Here is an 18,502-nt window from a genome sequence, read left to right as displayed (position 1 = left end):
GATCGATTACCTTCATCACCCCGTCGGGACGCGCGATCTCGCTCGTCCGACCGTGGTGGGTCCCCCACGCACGCACCGCCGCCCGCATTCGGGTCCGCACCCCTTTTTCCGGGGCTCGCCGCCGGTTCGACCGGAGAACTCCAAGGTCGGCGCGGAAATCTGAAAAACTGTTCGCGAATGGGCGGCGAGAATGCTTTTTCGCGTCGCCGATGAAGTTATCACCCAGGTCGCCACCGCATTTTCCGGCCCCGCCGAACGCCTGCGCGACACCCGACCGGGTGTCGAGGCGGCGCGTAGGGGGTGTGACGAAAAGAAGTTGCACGCTCGTACCAACTCTTGCTCTCATGGGGCACGTGCCTTTTCAGCCGTATCGCCGCGTCCTGAGCGTCCCTGGGGTCCGCCCGTCGATGGCGCTGATGTTCTTCGCACGCGTACCCATGACGATGACCGGCGTGACGCTGACGCTGTACGTCGTCAGCGGTCTCGGCCGGGGCTACGGCGCGGCGGGCGTCGTCGGCGCGGCGGTCACGCTGGGCATGGCACTCGGCGCGCCGTTGATCGGGCGCACCATCGACCGGTACGGCCTGCGTCCGGTGGTCGCGGTGTGCGGGCTGTCGTCCACTGCGTTCTGGTTCGCGGCTCCGCATCTTTCTTACGGCGCGCTGGTGGTGTGCGCGCTGCCGGCCGGCGTGCTGTCGGTGCCCGCGGGTTCGCTGGCGCGGCAGATCCTGGCCGCGCTCGTGCCCGCTGACCAGCGGCGCGCGGCGTACTCGCTGGACACGATCCTGGTCGAGGCGTCGTTCATGATCGGCCCGGCGGCCGGGATCGCGGCGATCTCGGGGCTGTCGGCGACGCTGACCCTGAGCAGCATCGGCACCATCTTCGGCGTCACCGCGCTGCTGATCTTCCTGCTCAACCCGCCGATCCGGAACGAGGACGAACTCGCCCCGATCGGCGCCGTGCGCCCGCCGCTGCGGTCCTGGCTGACCGGACGGCTGCTGGCGACCCTGCTGATCGCCGCCGGGACGCTGTTCTGCCTGGTCGGCACGGAGGTCGCGACGCTGGCCGCGCTGCGCTCGCACGGCGACGTCGGCTGGACCGGCCTGGTCATCGCGGTGATGTGCGCGGCGTCGATGATCGGCGGCATCGTGCACGGCGCGGTGCGGAAGTCCCTGCCGCAGGGGTTGCTGATGCTGCTGCTCGCGCTGCTGGTGATCCCGGTCGGGCTCGCGACGCAGCCGTGGTGGCTGCTGATGCTCCTGCTGATCCCGACGAACCTGGTCTGCGCCCCGACGCTCGCGGCCACCACGGAGGCGGTCAGCGAACTCGCGCCGCCCGCCGTTCGCGGCGAGGCGATGGGCCTGCAGGACGCGTCGACCCGGCTAGGGCTGGCCGCAGGGAGCCCCGTGGTCGGGTTCGCGATCGACAATTCGAGCCCGGCGTGGGGTTTCGCGGCGGCCGGGCTCGGCGGTCTGGCGCTGGCGGCGCTGGGACTGGTGTGGTCGCTGCGCCGGAGTTCGGTGCGGACACCTTCGCTGGCGGCCGCGGTCCGGGCGCGTCGCTGACCTGGGCTGACCTAGTTCCACCTCGGGGCACGCCAGGGCCGCCGGATCGGGCCGGGGCAAGCGGGGCCGGGCAGGCGGGCAGGCAAGTCCGGCCGGGCCAAGCGGGGCCGGGCAGGGGCAAGCCGAAGCAAGTCGGGCGGGCCAGATTGGGGCAGCGCAGGGCAAGGCACCAGTCAGGTGCAGGCTTTGCGCAGCCCGTCGAGCTTCTCCAGGTTCCGCTTGGTCCACCGAGCGATCACGCCGGCGTCCTCGAGGTGTTCCTTCTGCACCTGGACGTACGAGTCGGCCATGCCGAGGAGGGCGTTCTTGACGTTCTCCTCCTTGACGTTGGCCGCTAGTTCGCGCAGCCGCCGTTCCTTGTCCTGTGCGCGGGCCTTGAGCTTGTCGCCGTCCACCAACGGATTCAGGTCCGCCAGGCCCAGCGCTTCGGTGCACGTGGAGACCTTGTCCACCGCGGAATTCGTCTGATTGACCGCCGAATCGACCTGGTCGCATCCGGCCAGCAGCGTTCCGGCCGCCACTACCGCGACAGCCACCCCCCAGTATTTCATGCACTTCAGGGTAGCGGGTCCCGCGAGCGGACCAGTGCGGTTCGCCCGCGGGACTCCCTCATCCCTTCACGCACACGACCTGCTTGAGGTGCGCGACCACCTCGACCAGGTCGGTCTGTGCCTTGATCACCGTCTCGATGTCCTTGTACGCGGACGGGATCTCGTCGACGACCCCGGTGTCCTTCCGGCATTCCACGCCCTCGGTCTGCGCGACGAGGTCGGCGGCGGTGAACGTCTTGCGGGCCTTCGTCCGCGACATCCGCCGCCCGGCGCCGTGGGACGCGGATTCGAACGACGCGGTGTTGCCGAGTCCGCGCACGATGTACGAACCGGTTCCCATGCTGCCCGGGATGATCCCGAGATCGCCGGAGCCGGCGCGGATCGCGCCCTTGCGGGTGACGAGCAGGTCGACGCCGTCGTAGGTTTCCTCGGCGACATAGTTGTGATGGCACGAAACCGCGTCGTCGAAACTGGTGCCCGGGATGACCTCCGCGACCGCGAGCTTCACCAGCGCGATCATCGTCGCCCGGTTCCGTGCCGCGTAGTCCTGCGCCCAGAACAGATCGCGCCGGTACGCCCGCATTTCCGGTGTGTTCGCGACGAACACCGACAGATCGGGATCCGGCAGATCCCGGTTGTGCGGCAGTTTCCGCGCGATCGCCATGTGCCGCTCAGCGAGTTCCTTGCCGATGTTGCGCGAACCCGAATGCAGCATCAGCCACACGCGGCCCTCGTCGGCTCCGCCCTGTTCGAGGCAGACCTCGATGAAATGGTTGCCGCCGCCGAGGCTGCCGATCTGCCGCGCCGCCCGGTCGGCCAGGTCCTGGACGCCCTCGTGCAGATCGCCGAACGACTTCCAGAACGTGTCCCAGCCGCCGACGCCGTGCACCTTCGCGGTGTTGACCGGCGTCTTGTGCAGCCCGAACCCGACCGGCACCGCCGATTCGATCCGCTTGCGCAGCTTGCCGAGGTCGTCCGGCAGGTCGCTCGCGGTGAGCGACGTCCGCACCGCGCTCATCCCGCAGCCGATGTCGACGCCGACCGCGGCAGGCGAGACGGCGTCGCGCATGGCGATGACACTGCCCACCGTCGCGCCCTTGCCGTAGTGGACGTCGGGCATCACCGCGACGCCGTGCACCCACGGAAGGTTGGCGACGTTGCGCAGCTGACGCATCGCTTGGTCTTCGACCGACGCGGGGTCTGCCCACATCCGGATCGGAACCCGCTCGCCGTCCACTGCCGTGTACATGACTTTCCTTTCCCAGAACGAAGTTTGCCCGCTCAGCATCCGGCACCCCGGCGCTCGCGACAACGGGTTTTCTGTCATCGGGGCACGAGTGAAACGAAATCGGCCCCCGCGTCGATAACGCGCTCGGACGACCGGTTCGCCCAGGGTGCCGGTCTTGGGGAGGATTCCGTTTTTCGATGAAGAACTCGTCGCGGGCGTTGCTCGCTGTCTTGCTGCTGGCCGGTTTTCCGGTGCTGGTGCTCGCCGTCGCCGCGTCGATGATCTGGCTGGAGATCGCCGCGTACCAGCACAGTCCGTTCACCGCGGGACGGCTTGGCATCCTTGTCGTTCCGGTGCTGTACGTGCTGTTCACCGCCCTGCTGACGTTCGAGCGGACCCGCGACGACGACGTGCCCGGCCTGCCCGTCACGCCCGAGGAGCAGCCGGACCTGTGGGCGGCCGTTCGCGAACTCGCCCAGGAAATCGGCACTCGGCCGCCGGATGAGATTTACCTGATTCCCCAGGTCAACGCGTCGGTGTACGAGCAGACGCACTGGCTGGGGCTGCGCGTGCGGCGGCGCCGGATGTTCATCGGCGCGCAGCTTTTCGCCGGGATGCGGGTCAGTCAGCTCCGCGCCATTCTCGGGCACGAGCTTGGCCACTACAGCAATCGCCACACCCGGTTCGCCGGCGCGACTTATCGCGGACGGCAGACGATCGGCCGAGTCCTGAATGGACTCCACTCGACCTGGTCGGCCCGGATGCTGCGGCCGGTCTTCAGCACGTACGCCGCCCTGTACTTCCGGGTCTCGATGAGCGTGAACCGGCAACAGGAACTCGCCGCGGACGCCGCGTCCGCGCGGGTGGCGGGCTCCACCGCCGCGGCGACCGCGTTGCGCGAGGTCGAGGTGCTCGACACGGCTTGGCGGCTCTTCCTGAGCAAGTACGCGACCATTGCCTGGTCCGCCGGCTACCTGCCGCAACGGATGGCCGAGGGCTACCAACTTCTGCTCACCGACGAGAAACGCGCGAAGAAATTGGCTTCCGTGCGGGAGAATCCGCCCTCCGAGCCGACCTCGCAGTACGACAGCCACCCGCCGACTTCCGAACGGATCGCGCTGCTGGAGGCCGCGCCGGACGTCCCCGTGCCGCCCGGCGGCGAACGGCCGGCGACGGATCTTCTCCACAACGGGCCGGCGCTGCTGGAAGCGGTGCTGGCGACCGGTTTCACGGCGGGAGCGGCCTCGAAGAAGAAGGTCGACTGGGCCAGCCTGGTCGACATCGGGATGCGCAACTCGAATCAAGTCGAAGCGTTGCGGATTCGCCGCAGCCGCAGCCTCGACGAACTGCTCGACCTGCTCGACGCCGGACGCCTTGAGGACATCGCCGACCCCAACGCCCCGGTGACGGCCGGAGCACGGGCGAAGCGCGAGCTCTACCGGCCGCAAGTCCACAGTCGACTGTCCATTGTGGTGCACGCGGAACTCGCCAAAGCCGATGCGGCGCACTGGGAACTGTCCTGGTCCGGACCGGCGAAGCTGGTGCTGGCCGAACCGTATGCCACCGAACTTGATCCCGCCGTCGGCGCGGCCATCGACGGGGACACCGCTCCGCTCCGTGCGTTGCTCGCCCCGGTTCATTCCTGAGAGGAACCCCCTTGCTCGGCTTTATCAAGCTGTACACCGTTCCGAGGTATCGCCGGATGATGAAGGCGGTCGCGAAAGACGCGAAGAAGCGTGGAATGAGCACTTTCGACTTCATGGACACCCTCAGCCAGGAGGACATGGCCCGCTACCTCACCCCGCCGATCAAGCAGACCGACACTGCCCGCTTCGGCCTTCCCGCGGACGACGAAATCACCGAAGACCGGCTGCTGCCCGAACCGGTTCGCGCCGCCCGAGACGCCCACCGAGCCGGAGAATGGCGGCCGGGCGCGGACTTGCTGGCGGAAATCGGTACGGACTGGGACCGCCGCAGCACCGCGGTGGGCGTCCTTTCCGAGGCCGCGGCCGACGACGACACCGCGTTGAAAGCCTGGCGCACCGCCCGTCCCGACGACGCGGACGCCGCCATCGTCCACGCGGACTCGCTCACGAAGGTCGCCTGGCAGATCCGGAGTTCGCACCGGGCGAGCAAAGTCAGCGCGGAGCAATTCGCCGGTTTCCTGCGTGTTCTCGAACAAGCCGACGAGGCTTGCCAGATCGCCGCGGAACTCGCCCCGGAAGACCCGACGCCGTGGGAAAAGCGGTGCTCGATCGCGATGGGCCGCCAGTACTCGCACGACGATTTCCGCGAGGTATGGGCTGGCGTGCTGGAACGGGACCCGTTGCACGTCGCCGCACACGGCCGCGCGATGCAGTACTGGTGCGCGAAGTGGTTCGGCTCGCACGAGCTGATGTGGGAGTTCGCCGAGGAAGGCGCGGCGAAGCACCCGAAGCTGGCGTGGCTTCCGCTGGCGGCTGCTTTCGAAATGTGGGCCGCGGACGTCAAGGACCCGTGGCAGGACAAGCGGGTCACGCAGGCGCTCGAGGTTTTGCTGCCCTGGCTCGACGGGGACGGCCGCGATACGCCGGATGCCCGGGACAGCCGGGCGTTCGCCGCCCGCGCGCTGGTGGAGCTGAAGCGGGGCGAGGAGGCGATCGAGCAGTTCCGCCACCTCGGCGCGCATGCGGACGGTTTCGTGTGGTCGTACCACGCGTTCGGTTCGGTGCACGAGTTCCGGAAGTACCGGAGCAAGGCCTGCCGGCTGGCCAAGTAGCGAGGCCGGAACCGCGAAAGTGAAAACTGCCCGGCCCCTGAACCAGGGACCGGGCAGTTTTACTGGGAAGCTCAGCGGTTCTGCGCCACCAGCTCCGCGATCTGCACGGTGTTGAGCGCCGCCCCCTTGCGAAGGTTGTCGGCGGAAACGAACAGCGCCAGCCCACGGCCATCCGGCACACCCGGGTCAGTACGAATGCGGCCGACCAAGCTCGGGTCAATACCCGCGGCCTGCAGCGGCGTCGGCACGTCCGCGAGCTGCACGCCCGGCGCGGTCGACAACAGTTCCGTCGCCCGCTCGACCGACAGCGGCCGTTCGAATTCGACGTTCACCGACAGCGAGTGTCCGGTGAACACCGGGACCCGCACGCACGTTCCCGAAACCAGCAGATCCGGGATGCCCAGGATCTTCCGGCTTTCGTTGCGCAGCTTCTGTTCCTCGTCCGTCTCGAACGTGCCGTCGTCCACAATGGACCCGGCCATCGGCAGGACGTTGAACGCGATCGGCGCGACGTACTTGGCCGGGGCCGGGAATTCGACCGCCGAACCGTCGTGGGTGAGCGAGGCCGCGCGCGAGGCGACGGCGTTCACCTGCGCGGCCAGCTCGTCGACGCCGGCCAGGCCGCTTCCGGAGACTGCCTGGTAGGTGCTCGCGATGATCCGGACCAGGCCGGCTTCGTCGTGCAGCGGCTTGAGGACCGGCATCGCGGCCATCGTGGTGCAGTTGGGGTTCGCGATGATCCCCTTGCGCGCGTCCTTGATCGCTTCCGGGTTGACCTCGCTGACGACCAGCGGCACGTCCGGGTCGCGGCGGTAGGCCGACGAGTTGTCGACCACGATCGCGCCCGCCTCGGCGAACCGCGGGGCCTGCTCGCGCGAGGTCGCGCCGCCCGCGGAGAACAGCGCGATGTCCAAACCGGACAGATCAGCGGTCGCGGTGTCCTCGACGGTGATTTCCTCGCCGCGCCACGGCAAGGTGCGTCCCGCTGAGCGGGCCGAGGCGAAGTACCGGATCTGCTCGACCGGGAAGTTCCGCTCGTCGAGCAGCTTGCGCATCACGGCGCCGACCTGGCCGGTCGCCCCGACCACGCCGACGCGAAGACCCTGTGCCATCAGCGACCACTCCCCGCGTAGACGACGGCTTCCTCGTCGCCGCCCAGTTCGAACGCCTCGTGGATCGCGCGCACCGCCTCGTCCAGCTGCGCGTCGCGGATCAACACCGAAATGCGGATCTCCGAGGTGTTGATGATTTCGATGTTCACGCCCGCGTTGGCCAGCGCCTCGCAGAACGTCGCCGTGACGCCCGGGTGCGAACGCATCCCGGCGCCGACGAGCGACACCTTGCCGACGTGGTCGTCGTACAGGACCGACTCGAAGCCGATCTCCGCCTTGATCTTCTCGAGTTCCTTGACCGCCTTGGCCCCGTTGGCCTTCGACAGCGTGAAGGTGATGTCGGTGCGGCCGGACGACGTGCTGGACACGTTCTGCAGCACCATGTCGATGTCGATCTCGGCGTCGGCGACGACCCGGAAGATCTTGCCCGCGGCACCGGCGTGGTCCGGCACGCCGGTCACGGTGATCTTCGCTTCCGAGCGGTCGTGTGCCACACCGGTGATCAGCGCTTGTTCCACGGGGATCTCCTCGATCGATCCGGCCACCGTGGTGCCCGGCTTGTCGCTGTAAGAAGAACGGACTCGGATCGGCACGCCGTAGCGGCGCGCGTACTCGACCGAACGCAGGTGCAGGATCTTCGATCCGCTCGCCGCGAGCTCCAGCATCTCCTCGTACGGGATGGTGTCGAGCTTTTTGGCGTCCGGCACGATCCGGGGGTCGGCCGAATACACACCGTCCACATCGGAATAGATCTCGCAGACATCCGCGTTCAGCGCGGCGGCGAGCGCCACCGCGGTGGTGTCGGAACCGCCGCGGCCGAGCGTCGTGATGTCCTTGGTGTCCTGTGCCACGCCTTGGAAACCGGCCACCAGCGCGACGTAACCCTGCTCCAGCGCCTCGGTGACGCGGCTCGGAGTGACGTCGATGATGCGCGCGTTGCCGTGCACCGACGTGGTGACCACGCCCGCTTGCGAACCGGTGAACGACCAGGCCTGCGCGCCTTGGGCGGAAATCGCCATCGCGACCAGCGAATTCGAAATGCGCTCACCGGCGGTGAGCAGCATGTCCATTTCCCGCTCCGGCGGCGCCGGGTTCACTTGCTGCGCCAGATCGAGCAGCTCATCAGTGGTGTCGCCCATCGCCGAGCACACGACGACCACGTCGTTGCCCGCCTTCTTGGTCGCGACGATCCGTTCTGCCACGCGCTTGATCCGGTCGGCACTTTCCAGCGACGATCCGCCGTACTTCTGGACCACGAGGGCCACGCCCGAACCTCCTTGACGGGCCGGGGCGTACTCCTTGGAGGGCACCGAGGAGCGCCCACGGCCCTTCATTTGGAGAAGAGCCTACCGGCGCGAACGGCGCCCGCCACCCCATCGAGTGGTCCGCCACCGCCTCCTCGGAGCGTTTGGAAGTAAATTTTCCTTGACGCCAGGGGAAAGCTCGAAGCCCTTCCTCCGGAGTGACGGAGAGCACTCCCGGTCGTACTACGGTTCGCCGCATGCGCAAACCAGCCGAGACGAGCGTCCCCGTCGCGCCGGCCATCGCCGAGCGCTGGAGCCCGCGGGCCTACGACGAGACCGCCGAGATCACCACCGCCCAGCTGACCGCATTGCTCGAAGCCGCCAGGTGGGCGCCGTCTTTCGGCAACACCCAACCGGCGCGCTACCTCGTCGGCCGACGGGGCGATCCGGTCTTCCCGCGGCTGCTCGCGACCCTGAACTCCGGGAACCAGGCGTGGGCGTTCCGGGCGAGCGCGCTGCTGATCGGCGTGATGGTCACCACGAACGAGAAGGGCGAGGTGCCCTACACCGACTACGGGCTGGGCTTGGCGACCGAGAACCTCGTCCTGCAGGCGGTCGAACTCGGGCTGATCGCGCACCAGATGGCGGGGTTCTCCCCGGACGCGGTCCGCGAGGAGTTCGGCCTGCCTTCCGACGCAGTGGCCCGGGTGGCGATCGCCGTCGGATCGCCCGCCGACCCATCGGTACTGGAGGACCCGCGCCGCATCGAACGGGAACTCGCGCCCCGACGACGGCTGCCGCTCGAGGAGTTCGCATTCGGCGACCGATGGGGTTCACCGGCGCTGTGACCGATTCGTGAGCATTCCGGGGAACCGGCGCCCCGCTTCTGCGGTCAGATAGGCACCAAACCGGTCAGGCCACTGAATCGGTGGGAGATTCCTCAAGGAGTGACGAGATGCGTACTGGGGTGCCGGTTTTGATGGCGGTTTCCGCAACTGCGATGGCGTTCGCGCTGTCCGGATGTTCCAGCTCGGACGACAAGGCTCCCACTCCGGCGATCGCCACGCCGCCCGCCTCGTCCGCGGCCGCGCCTGCGTCTTCCTCGGCCGCCGCGCCCGCTGGCGACTCCGCCTCGGCCGAGTACACGAAGCAGGGCACGAAGCTGAAGATCGGCGAGAAGGCCGTGGTGCCGTTCAAGTCGCAGAAGAACACCGGCGCGATCGGCGTGACGGTGACCGGGATCGACAAGGGCGTCGAGGCTGACCTCGCCCCGCTGAAGCTCGGCGACCGGGCGAAGGGCATGACGCCGTACTACATCCAGGTCAAGGTCACGAACGAGACCGGCTCGGACTTCGCATACAGCTCGCTGGGCCTGATGAACGGCTTGCTCGCGGACGGCACCAGCGGCCCGCACGTGACGGTGATCGGCAAGTTCGAGAAGTGCGACAGCGGGAACTCCGGCAAGGCGTTCACTACGAAGGGCGCTTCGTACACCAGCTGCGTGCTGGCGCTGGCCCCGGCTGGCGCGGAGGTCAAGGGGGCTAGCTACGGGGCTAGCACTTATCGGGATCTTGCTCCGAACACTGACTACGGCAAGGACGCGGTGACCTGGCAGTAAGCTGGACGCGAGACCGCCGCGGGGGCGTCAGTCGAGGACTGGCGCCCCTTTTCGCGTCCTGGGGGAGAACTTGATGTCTGGCAGAAGACCGATCGTTGTGGTCGCGGCGTTGGCGTTCGCGCTGTCCGCGTGTTCGAGCGCGGCCGACGCGCCGCCGCCGGGCACCGCCACGGCCTCAGCACCTGCCTCGACCAGTGCGCCCGCGCGGAAGAAGATCGCCTACACCAAGCCGGGCACGAGACTCAAAATCGGCGAGAAAGCCGTGGTGCCGTTCACGACCGATTCCTCGCCCGTCGGCGCGGTCGGCATCACGGTGACCCGCATCGACCGAGGCACCGAGGCGGAGCTGGCCCGGATGAATCTCGGCGACGACCTCGCCTGGCTGGTGCCGTTCTACGTCCGGTTCACCGTGTCGAACGAGACCGGCGACGACTTCTCCGCCGCCCACGTGACCGGCATCAGCGGCCTGCTCGCGGACGGCTCCAAAGGCAGGATGGCGCTGGTCGGGGACTCGACAGAGTGCCACAGTGACGCCACCGGCGACTTCACGGCCAAGGGCGCGGCCTACGGCACCTGCACGATGGAACTGGCCGCCCCCGGTGCCACGGTGACCGGCGCGAAGTACGACAGCAGCAGCTTCGCCTGGCTGGCCAAGGGCACGGACTACCAGGAAAACCCGATCGTCTGGCAGCCGTGATCAGGCGCCAGCGCCCCCGACGCGCCGGATGATCTTCGCCAGAATCCCCGACACAACCAGCCAGAACACCGCCGCGATGCCGTAGTTCACCAGCACCCGCAGCTTCGCGTCGCTCGGCGTGAACAGGTCCCTGAAGCCGAGCGACAAGCCGTCGGCCCAGCTGCGGACGAACGAGACGATGCCGTTGCCCTGGTTGGCCTCGCCGATGACGAAAATCACGTGCAGCACCAAGACCGCGGCGAACAGCAGACCGACCCAGCGCACGAGTGACGCGATGAACGACACCGCGCGCTCACGAGTGCGCCGCCAGTCCACCGGGGTGCGCTGGGGTCGCGCCTTCGCCTCGGTTTCCTGCGCTTGTTCCGCGTGCTCGCCCATGCCGGGCAGTCTGGCACGTCGCCTCGCGGCCCGCTACCCGCTAGTAACAGGTATCAGCCACCCGACGTAACAGTTCGATCGCGGCGGGCGGCTTTCCTTTCGGCGCGTCGGGTGGTTACAGTGACCCCGTGGCGCGTGAACTCCTGCTTCGCTGCCGCGACGGGGCCTGATCTGACCGGCTCCTCGTCGCGGGGCTTTGTGGTGCCGGTCGTCCGCACCGAACCCGTCAGGAGATTTTCCCGCGATGAGCACCGACCCCCGCACCACTAACTCCCGTCTGCGCACGCCCTCTCGTCCCGCGCCCGCCGGACAGCCCTCGTGGAATCCGCAGCGCGGCACGTCCATGCCGGTGCACCGGTACCGCCCCTGGTACGACGTAGTCGAGAACATCGACGTACCCGACCGCACCTGGCCGGACAAGCGCATCGAGCGTGCGCCGCTGTGGTGTGCGGTCGACCTGCGCGACGGCAACCAGGCGCTGATCGACCCGATGTCGCCCGCGCGCAAGCGCAAGTTCTTCGACCTGCTGGTCCGCATGGGCTACAAGGAGATCGAGGTCGGCTTCCCGGCCGCGTCGCAGACCGACTTCGACTTCGTGCGCGAGATCATCGAAGAGGGCGCGATCCCGGACGACGTGCACATCCAGGTGCTGACCCAGTGCCGTCCCGAGCTGATCGAGCGCACCTTCAAGTCGCTCGAAGGCGCGCCGCGGGCGATCGTCCACATTTACAACTCCACCTCGATCCTGCAGCGCCGCGTGGTGTTCCGCGAGGAGCGCGAGGGCATCAAGAAGATCGCCACCTCGGCCGCGGAAATGGTCGTCGAGCTGGCGGCGAAGCAGCCGGACACCGACTTCCGCTTCCAGTACTCGCCCGAGTCCTACACCGGCACCGAGCTGTCGTACGCGCTCGAGGTGTGCAACGCGGTCACCGAAATCTGGCAGCCGACGCCGCAGAAGCCGGTGATCCTGAACCTGCCCGCGACCGTCGAGATGGCGACGCCGAACGTCTACGCCGACTCGATCGAGTGGATGAGCCGCAACCTGGAACGCCGCGATTCGGTGGTCCTGTCGCTGCACCCGCACAACGACCGCGGCACCGGCATCGCCGCCGCCGAACTGGGCTACCAGGCAGGCGCGGACCGGATCGAGGGCTGCCTGTTCGGCAACGGCGAGCGCACCGGCAACGTCGACCTGGTCGCGCTGGGCATGAACCTCTACAGCCAGGGCATCGACCCGCAGATCGACTTCTCCGACATGGACGAGATCAAGCGGACCGTCGAGTACTGCAACCAGCTGCCCGTCCCGGAACGCTCGCCGTGGGGCGGCGACCTGGTGTTCACCGCTTTCTCCGGCAGCCACCAGGACGCGATCAACAAGGGCCTCGACGCGATGAAGGACGCCGCGGACAAGAAAGGCGTCCCGGTCGACGAGCACCCGTGGGAGGTCCCGTACCTGCCGATCGACCCGAAGGACGTCGGCCGCACCTACGAGGCCGTGATCCGGGTGAACTCGCAGTCCGGCAAGGGCGGCGTCGCCTACATCATGAAGGCCGAGCACCAGCTGGACCTGCCGCGCCGGCTGCAGATGGAGTTCTCGAAGGTCATCCAGGCCTACACCGACACCGAGGGCGGCGAGGTCGACCCGGCCACCATGTGGCGCGCGTTCTCGGCCGAGTACCTGGAGTCGAAGACCCCGCTGGAGCTGATCAAGCAGCGGGTCACCGACAACGGCGGCGGCGAGTACGACCTCGAGGCCACGGTGAAGGTCGAGGGCGACGAGCACGAGATCACCGGCCGCGGCAACGGGCCGATCGCCGCGTTCTTCGACGCACTGTCCACTGTGGGCTACGACCTGCGGCTCCTGGACTACAGCGAGCACACGCTGAGCCCCGGCGACGACTCGCGCGCCGCGTCCTACATCGAATGCGCGATCTCCGACCGCGTGTTCTGGGGCATCGGCGTCGACCCGTCGATCGTCACCGCTTCGCTGCGGGCCGTGGTGAGCGCGGTCAACCGGGCGAACCGCTGACCCGAGCCTGATGCGCCCCAATGTGGCATTGGGTGCGTCACACGCACCCAATGTGGCGTTCGGTGCATCGCATGCACCCAATGCCACATTGGGGCGGTTAGGCGGGAGGTAGGTGTGCGGGCTGAGCGTCTGGTCGCGCTTCTCTTCACGCTGCACCGCAAACGCGCGGGCACCGTCGGGGAGTTGGCCGACGAGCTCGGCGTGACCGAACGGACGCTGCGGCGCGATCTCGCCGCGTTGCGTGAAGCCGGCGTGCCGCTCTGGAGTGAACCAGGGCGGCACGGCGGCATCCGGCTCGTCGACGGCTGGCGTTCGAAGCTCGACGGCCTCACCTCTCGGGAGGCCGTCGCGCTGCTGGCCCTCGACGTGCCGGACGCGCTGGCGGGGCTCGGTCTCGGCACCGCGGTGGCCGCCGCGCACGCGAAGGTTTCCGCGAGCATGCCCGCTCAACTGCAGGAACAGGCGCGGACGGTCGCCGGGCGGTTTCATCTCGACGCCTCGGCCTGGTTCAGCTCGCCGGACGACGCCGCCGCGCTGCCCGCGGTCGCCAAGGCGGTGTGGACTCAACGGCAGCTCGACGTGCGCTATCGGCGGCGCGACAAGATCGCTCGGCGGACGCTCGATCCGTTGGGGCTCGTGTTGAAAGCCGGGGTTTGGTATCTGGTGGCGCGGGTCGAAGGAGACCTGCGGACGTATCGCGTTTCTCGGTTAGAGGCGGTCGCCGAAACCGGCGAAACCTTTGCGCGGCCGGAAGAATTCTCGCTCGCTGACTGGTGGCGTGCGTCGTCGGCGGAGTTCGAGAAGATGCCGCTGCCGTTGAAGGTGACGGCTCGGCTCGACCCGTCCGCGGCGGGGGCGTTGCGGCGGGTTTTCGGGCCGGAGCACGTGAACGAGGTACTGGTGTCGCTCGGCCCGAAGGACGACGACGGGTGGGCCGAGGCCGAGTTCGCCATGGAGGGCAAGGAAGTCGCCGTCGGACAGCTGGTTTCACTCGGCCCCGGCGTCGAGGTGCTGACCCCGCCGGAGATCCGCGCCGCGGTCGCGGAATTCGGTCAGGCGCTCGCCGACCGCAACCGTCAGCGGTAGCCGCTGGCGTCGGCGGGCTTTCCGGGTTCCTGGACCTCCTCGATGTATCGCCACGCGTCCGGACGGCTGCCGTCCACGTCGTCGATCTCGTAGACCTTCGCCAGCTGTCCGCTGGAAACGGTCTGGCCGGTCCAGCGGTGCCGGTCCGCGTCGGCGGCGAGCGCGACGACCGTGCGGCCGGAGAAGACCGGCGACTCCGAGATCACGAAATGCGGCTCACGGACCGTCGCATCCCGCCAGTTTTCCTCGGTGACCTCGAAAATCTCCAGCATCGCCTCCGAACGCAGCCAACCCGGCGTGAACGCGATCGCCGTGCAGTCGTGCGCCTTGAGCTCGGCCGCCTCGCCGACCGCAAGGACGTTGATCGCCGCCTTGGCCAGGTAGTACGGCAGCGAAGTGCCCTCGCGGTACTTCCGGTTGTACTCGGCTGTGCCGTCGGTCAGCTCGATCACCAGTCCGCCCGGACGCCGGATGACCAGCGGAAACAGATGGTGGCTGGTGATCAGGTGGGCGTCGAGGGACAACCGCATCATCCGCAGGCTGGCGTCCAGCGAATGCTCCCAGACCGGTTTGCCCCACTCCAGGTAGCGGTCGCCGCCCCAGATGCCGTCGACCAGGATGTCGAGCCCGCCGTGCTCGGCGTCGATCCGCTGGGCGAGCGCGGCGACCTCGTCGCTCACCAGATGGTCGACCCGCAGCGCGCTTCCCTTGCCGCCGGCGGCCTCGATCTGCTCCAGAGTGTCCTCAATGGTCTCCGGACGGTCCACTTCGGACCGTCCGGCACGCGTCGTGCGACCGGTGACGTACACGTACGCCCCGGCCCGGCCCAGTTCGACCGCGATCGCCCGGCTCGCCCCGCGCGTGCCGCCCGCCACGAGCGCGACCTTGCCCGCCAGTTCCCCGCTCATTCCGTTCGTCCTCTTTCTCTCGGTGAACCACTAGCGTGCGTGCGAACCCTGACATCCCCTGTCCGGGTTCTGGAAATCTGTGTCCCGGCTGTGCCTTGCTGTGAAGTGCCGATGATTGGGACTCATCGGCGCTGGCGGAGCGGTTAATAGAGATATGAACGCTACGACGGCTGGGCTGGTGGTGCTGTTCGTCGTCTCGCTGGTGCCGTTGCTGCCCACCGAGGTGACGCTGCTCGGCATGGGCGTGGCCGCCGCGCAGCACGGGGCGTCGCTGGCTGTCGTGATCGCGGTCGCGAGCCTCGGCTGCCTGCTGTCTGACCAGGCGTTGTACGCGCTCGGGCGGTTCGGCGGGGCTCGGATGCTGACGCGGCTGGGCCGTCGGCGCAAGCTGGCCGCCGGGCTGACCTGGCTCGACGGACGCCTGCAGCGGCACCCGCGGCCGGTCCTGGTGGTCGCGCGGTGGTTGCCTTCCGGCGGGACGGTCGGAGCGCTGCTGGCCGGCTCGTTGCGGTGGCGGTTCGCCGAGTTTCTGACCGCGTCCGCGGTGGGCGTGCTGCTCTGGACGTCGTACGTCGCGTTTCTCGGCTACGCCGGTGGCCAGCTCGTTGCCGAGCCAGGAGTGAGCCTGGCGTTGTCGCTGACCATCGCGGTGCTGCTGGGCTCGGCGATCACGGTCGGGATTCGACGGCACGCAGCGCCGAGTACAGCGCCCTGATCAGCGGTTCGTTCTCCGGAGCGGCCGCGGCGGGGAACGGGATGCGACGGCGGGTGTAGCCGTACGCGATGCCGTTGCGCGGGTCGGCGAACGCCTGCTGGCCGCCTGCGCCGCTGTGGCCGAAACTGCCCTGGCCCAGCTCCGGGTAGCGCTCGCCGGTGGCGTGGAATCCGATGCCGAACGCCTTCTGCTCGCCCAGCACCACGTCGCGTCCGATGGAATGGATCTGCGCGAACTCGGCGGCGATTTCCGGCTTCAGCAAAGGCGATTGGCCGTCCAGCGGGCTGATCGCCGCCGCGTACATCCGGGCCAGGCCGCGGGCTGAGGCGACCCCGCCGAACGACGCCGAGCCGAGCCGTCGGACTTCCGGCAGGTTCGGCAGTTCCCACACTTCCGGGCCGTCCGGGTGGTGCCGGTTGAACGCGATGCCCTGGAGGCTGTTCGCGGCTGGCAGCGGTAGCTGCCGCTCAGGAGTCAGCACCATCGGTTGGGTGGCAACGAATCGCGGCTCCAGTTCGGCGGGCAGGCCGAGGTGAAAGTCCACTGTGTACGGATCGCGGACGCGGTCGGCGAAGTTTTCCTGGAGGGTGCGGCCGGTCGCACGGCGGACGACTTCGCCGCTGAGCGCACCGATTACCAGTGCGTGGTAACCGAATGCGGTGCCGGGCCGCCAGAACGGACGTTGCCGAGCCAAGCGTTCGGCGACGATGCGGTCGTCCGCGAGTTCCGCGCGGCTGAAGCCTTCGTCGGAGCCGACCAGCCCGGCTCGGTGCGCCAGGAGGTCTCGCAGGGTGACGTCTTGTTTTCCTTCGACGGCGAACTCCGGCCAGTAGTGGCTCACTCGCTGGTCCAGATCCAGCACGCCGTCCTGGACCAGCAGCGCGACGGTCAGGTGCGCCGCCCCTTTCGACGCGGAGTACGCGCCGATCAGGGAATCTCCGTCGATGTCCTCGCCGGTCCAGAGATCGACCACTTGCTCGCCGCGATGGTATGCCGCCAGTTGTGCGGATCCGTCGGCAACTGCCGCGAACTCGTCCCGCACCTGCTCGAAGCCGGGCCGCACGGTGCCCTTGATGTTTGCCATGCCGCCACGCTACACCCGTTTGTAACCAATGGTCACTAATTCTTCTCGGTAGAGTCCCCGGCTATGACCCGACCGCGGCCCGGCCGTCCCGCACAGCTCGATCGCGAGCGGATCGTCGACGCGGCGTTGTCGGCCGGGAATCTCGACACGTTGACGATGCGCGAGCTGGCCGCGCGGCTCGGCGTGACGCATGGCGCGCTCTACCGCTGGGTCGCCAATCGGGACGCGCTGTTCGATCTGGTCAGCGAGGTGGTGCTGGACCGGGTGCTTCCCGAGGAGGGGCCGCCGCGCCGGTCTTGGCGGCCATGGCTCGCGAAGGTCGCGTGGGCGATGCACGACCAGTTTCTCGCGGTACCCGGTTACGCGACCCGATTGTCGCGGCCGCATCGGCACAACGCGGATTCGTTCGGCCGGCTCCGCACCGAGGTCGTCACCGCGTTCACGAATGCCGGTGTGTCACCGGAACTGGCCGAGCAGAGCTGGTACATCTTCATCACCTGCACGGTCAGCTGGCTCGCCGTCCGGGAAAACCCGCTCGACCTCGGACCGGACGCGCCCCGGTTCGAGCTTTACCTCGACACGTTGCTGCGCGGTCTGCCCGCCCGGGAACCCAGCTAGGTCGTGAGGGCGGCTACTTCGGCGCGCATTTCGTCGATCACGGTCGCGACCGCTGGCCGGTTCGCCGCACCGGTGCGGCACACCACTTCCACCAGCCGCGCCGCGCGGATCCCCGCCAGCGGGCGGCCGACCAATCCGCTGCCGCGCCGGGTGTCCATTGTGTACCGAGGCATCAGCGCGATCCCGTGCCCGGCCGCGACCAGCCGTTCGGTGATGCGGAAATCGTTGATGCGCTGGACGATCTGCGGCCGCACGCCGGTGCGCACGGTCAGCGAGCGAAGGACGTCGTCGACCGGGAAACCGTGGTCGACCGAGATCCAGCGTTCGTCCGCGAGATCGGCCAGGCCGACGCGACGGTTGCGGGCGAGGCGGTGGCCGACCGGGAGGGCGACGTCCAGCGGTTCGCGCAGCAGCGGGACCACGTCGAGGCGTTCGGTGTCGAACTCGGCCGCGTGCTCGTCGCGGTGGGCGACGACGACGTCGTAGTCCGCGACCAGACCGGGCACCTGCGGCGGAACCATGTCGACGTCGCGAACGTCGACCTCGAGGTTCTCGTGCTGGTCGATGCGACGCAGCAGGCCGGGCAGGAGCATCAGGCCGGCGGACTGGAAGATCGCGATCCGCACGCGTCCGCGCGGGGCGCTGCGATAGGTGTCCAGCTCCGCCTCGGCGCGGTCCAGCGCGGCCAGCACGTCGTCGGCACGGGCGACGAGCGCGCGGCCCGCGTCGGTGAGCCGAAGGCCGCGACCAGCCGGTTCGGTGAGCGCGATGCCGACCTCCGTCTGCAACGCACGCAGCTGCTGCGAGATCGCCGACGGCGTGCAATGCAACGCCTGAGCAGCGGCGGTGACGCTGCCCCGATCGGCGAATTCGCGCAGCGTCCGGAGCCTGCCCAAGTCCATCCGGGCAGT

Annotated in this window: 18 protein-coding genes; 10 read left to right on the top strand and 8 right to left on the bottom strand. The window is 68.6% G+C overall.

What is annotated here, in order from left to right; genetic code table 11:
* Positions 1-416: 416 nt before the first annotated feature.
* Positions 417-1,565 (top strand): MFS transporter, encoded by a 1,149-nt coding sequence (locus ACWDNU_RS11110; RefSeq protein ID WP_449668745.1) that lies wholly within the window; start codon positions 417-419, stop codon positions 1,563-1,565.
* Between the two features lie 173 nt (positions 1,566-1,738).
* Here the strand turns inward: ACWDNU_RS11110 and ACWDNU_RS11105 are convergent, their stop codons facing one another.
* Positions 1,739-2,116 carry a hypothetical protein gene (locus tag ACWDNU_RS11105; protein WP_449668668.1) on the bottom strand — a complete coding sequence of 126 codons (378 nt, stop codon included), beginning with the start codon at positions 2,114-2,116 and terminating at the stop codon, positions 1,739-1,741.
* 58 nt (positions 2,117-2,174) lie between these two features.
* Positions 2,175-3,365 carry an RtcB family protein gene (locus ACWDNU_RS11100; RefSeq protein ID WP_370933450.1) on the bottom strand — a complete coding sequence of 397 codons (1,191 nt, stop codon included), beginning with the start codon at positions 3,363-3,365 and terminating at the stop codon, positions 2,175-2,177.
* Positions 3,366-3,541: 176 nt separating this feature from the next.
* Here ACWDNU_RS11100 and ACWDNU_RS11095 point away from each other — a divergent pair, with 176 nt between their 5' ends.
* Both ACWDNU_RS11095 and ACWDNU_RS11090 read left to right on the top strand, forming a co-directional pair.
* Positions 3,542-4,990 carry a M48 family metalloprotease gene (locus tag ACWDNU_RS11095; RefSeq protein WP_449668667.1) on the top strand — a complete coding sequence of 483 codons (1,449 nt, stop codon included), beginning with the start codon at positions 3,542-3,544 and terminating at the stop codon, positions 4,988-4,990.
* 95 nt (positions 4,991-5,085) lie between these two features.
* On the top strand, positions 5,086-6,102 hold the full coding sequence (locus ACWDNU_RS11090) for a DUF4034 domain-containing protein (RefSeq protein ID WP_449668666.1): 1,017 nt from the start codon (positions 5,086-5,088) through the stop codon (positions 6,100-6,102).
* A gap of 71 nt (positions 6,103-6,173) precedes the next feature.
* Here ACWDNU_RS11090 and ACWDNU_RS11085 read toward each other — a convergent pair whose 3' ends face one another.
* Both ACWDNU_RS11085 and ACWDNU_RS11080 read right to left on the bottom strand, forming a co-directional pair.
* Entirely contained in the window at positions 6,174-7,214 is a 1,041-nt protein-coding gene (locus tag ACWDNU_RS11085; RefSeq protein WP_449668665.1) for an aspartate-semialdehyde dehydrogenase, read from the bottom strand.
* Positions 7,214-8,479 carry an aspartate kinase gene (locus ACWDNU_RS11080; RefSeq protein ID WP_037808437.1) on the bottom strand — a complete coding sequence of 422 codons (1,266 nt, stop codon included), beginning with the start codon at positions 8,477-8,479 and terminating at the stop codon, positions 7,214-7,216. The genes ACWDNU_RS11085 and ACWDNU_RS11080 overlap by 1 nt, the downstream gene beginning before the upstream one ends.
* Positions 8,480-8,715: 236 nt before the next feature.
* Between ACWDNU_RS11080 and ACWDNU_RS11075 the strand changes: the two genes are divergently transcribed.
* The 3 genes from ACWDNU_RS11075 to ACWDNU_RS11065 all read left to right on the top strand — a co-directional run bounded on the left by ACWDNU_RS11075 (position 8,716) and on the right by ACWDNU_RS11065 (position 10,773).
* Positions 8,716-9,306, top strand: coding sequence for a nitroreductase family protein (locus tag ACWDNU_RS11075; protein WP_449668664.1), 591 nt, complete (start codon positions 8,716-8,718; stop codon positions 9,304-9,306).
* A 107-nt stretch (positions 9,307-9,413) separates the two neighbouring features.
* Complete coding sequence (locus ACWDNU_RS11070) at positions 9,414-10,076, top strand: hypothetical protein (protein ID WP_449668663.1); 663 nt, start codon at positions 9,414-9,416, stop codon at positions 10,074-10,076.
* A 73-nt stretch (positions 10,077-10,149) separates the two neighbouring features.
* Positions 10,150-10,773: a hypothetical protein gene (locus ACWDNU_RS11065; protein WP_449668662.1), complete on the top strand. Its 624-nt coding sequence runs from the start codon at positions 10,150-10,152 to the stop codon at positions 10,771-10,773.
* On the opposite strand, the gene ACWDNU_RS11060 is transcribed toward ACWDNU_RS11065, so the two are convergent.
* Complete coding sequence (locus ACWDNU_RS11060) at positions 10,774-11,151, bottom strand: hypothetical protein (RefSeq protein WP_370933439.1); 378 nt, start codon at positions 11,149-11,151, stop codon at positions 10,774-10,776.
* Between the two features lie 244 nt (positions 11,152-11,395).
* On the opposite strand from ACWDNU_RS11060, the gene leuA reads away from it, so the two are divergent.
* Together leuA and ACWDNU_RS11050 are read left to right on the top strand one after the other, a co-directional pair.
* Entirely contained in the window at positions 11,396-13,180 is a 1,785-nt protein-coding gene (gene leuA, locus ACWDNU_RS11055) for a 2-isopropylmalate synthase (RefSeq protein ID WP_370933437.1), read from the top strand.
* Positions 13,181-13,294: 114 nt separating this feature from the next.
* The gene (locus tag ACWDNU_RS11050) at positions 13,295-14,266 is read left to right on the top strand and encodes a helix-turn-helix transcriptional regulator (RefSeq protein ID WP_449668661.1); all 972 of its coding nucleotides are present in this window, start codon (positions 13,295-13,297) and stop codon (positions 14,264-14,266) included.
* Here the strand turns inward: ACWDNU_RS11050 and ACWDNU_RS11045 are convergent.
* On the bottom strand, positions 14,257-15,174 hold the full coding sequence (locus ACWDNU_RS11045) for an SDR family oxidoreductase (protein WP_449668660.1): 918 nt from the start codon (positions 15,172-15,174) through the stop codon (positions 14,257-14,259). The genes ACWDNU_RS11050 and ACWDNU_RS11045 overlap by 10 nt on opposite strands.
* A gap of 154 nt (positions 15,175-15,328) precedes the next feature.
* On the opposite strand from ACWDNU_RS11045, the gene ACWDNU_RS11040 reads away from it, so the two are divergent.
* Complete coding sequence (locus ACWDNU_RS11040) at positions 15,329-15,889, top strand: DedA family protein (protein WP_449668659.1); 561 nt, start codon at positions 15,329-15,331, stop codon at positions 15,887-15,889.
* Here ACWDNU_RS11040 and ACWDNU_RS11035 read toward each other — a convergent pair.
* Positions 15,843-16,973 (bottom strand): serine hydrolase domain-containing protein, encoded by a 1,131-nt coding sequence (locus tag ACWDNU_RS11035; RefSeq protein ID WP_449668658.1) that lies wholly within the window; start codon positions 16,971-16,973, stop codon positions 15,843-15,845. The two genes, ACWDNU_RS11040 and ACWDNU_RS11035, sit on opposite strands and share 47 nt — an antisense overlap.
* Before the next feature lie 63 nt (positions 16,974-17,036).
* Between ACWDNU_RS11035 and ACWDNU_RS11030 the strand changes: the two genes are divergently transcribed.
* Positions 17,037-17,591 carry a TetR/AcrR family transcriptional regulator gene (locus ACWDNU_RS11030; RefSeq protein WP_449668657.1) on the top strand — a complete coding sequence of 185 codons (555 nt, stop codon included), beginning with the start codon at positions 17,037-17,039 and terminating at the stop codon, positions 17,589-17,591.
* Here ACWDNU_RS11030 and ACWDNU_RS11025 read toward each other — a convergent pair.
* Positions 17,588-18,493 carry a LysR family transcriptional regulator gene (locus ACWDNU_RS11025; RefSeq protein WP_449668656.1) on the bottom strand — a complete coding sequence of 302 codons (906 nt, stop codon included), beginning with the start codon at positions 18,491-18,493 and terminating at the stop codon, positions 17,588-17,590. The two genes, ACWDNU_RS11030 and ACWDNU_RS11025, sit on opposite strands and share 4 nt — an antisense overlap.
* Positions 18,494-18,502: the final 9 nt, after the last annotated feature.

The sequence above is a fragment of the Amycolatopsis sp. NPDC003676 genome (genome assembly GCF_053587275.1).
The sequence above is the reverse complement of the archived record's forward strand: the minus strand, read 5'-3'. Positions and strand labels throughout refer to the sequence as shown.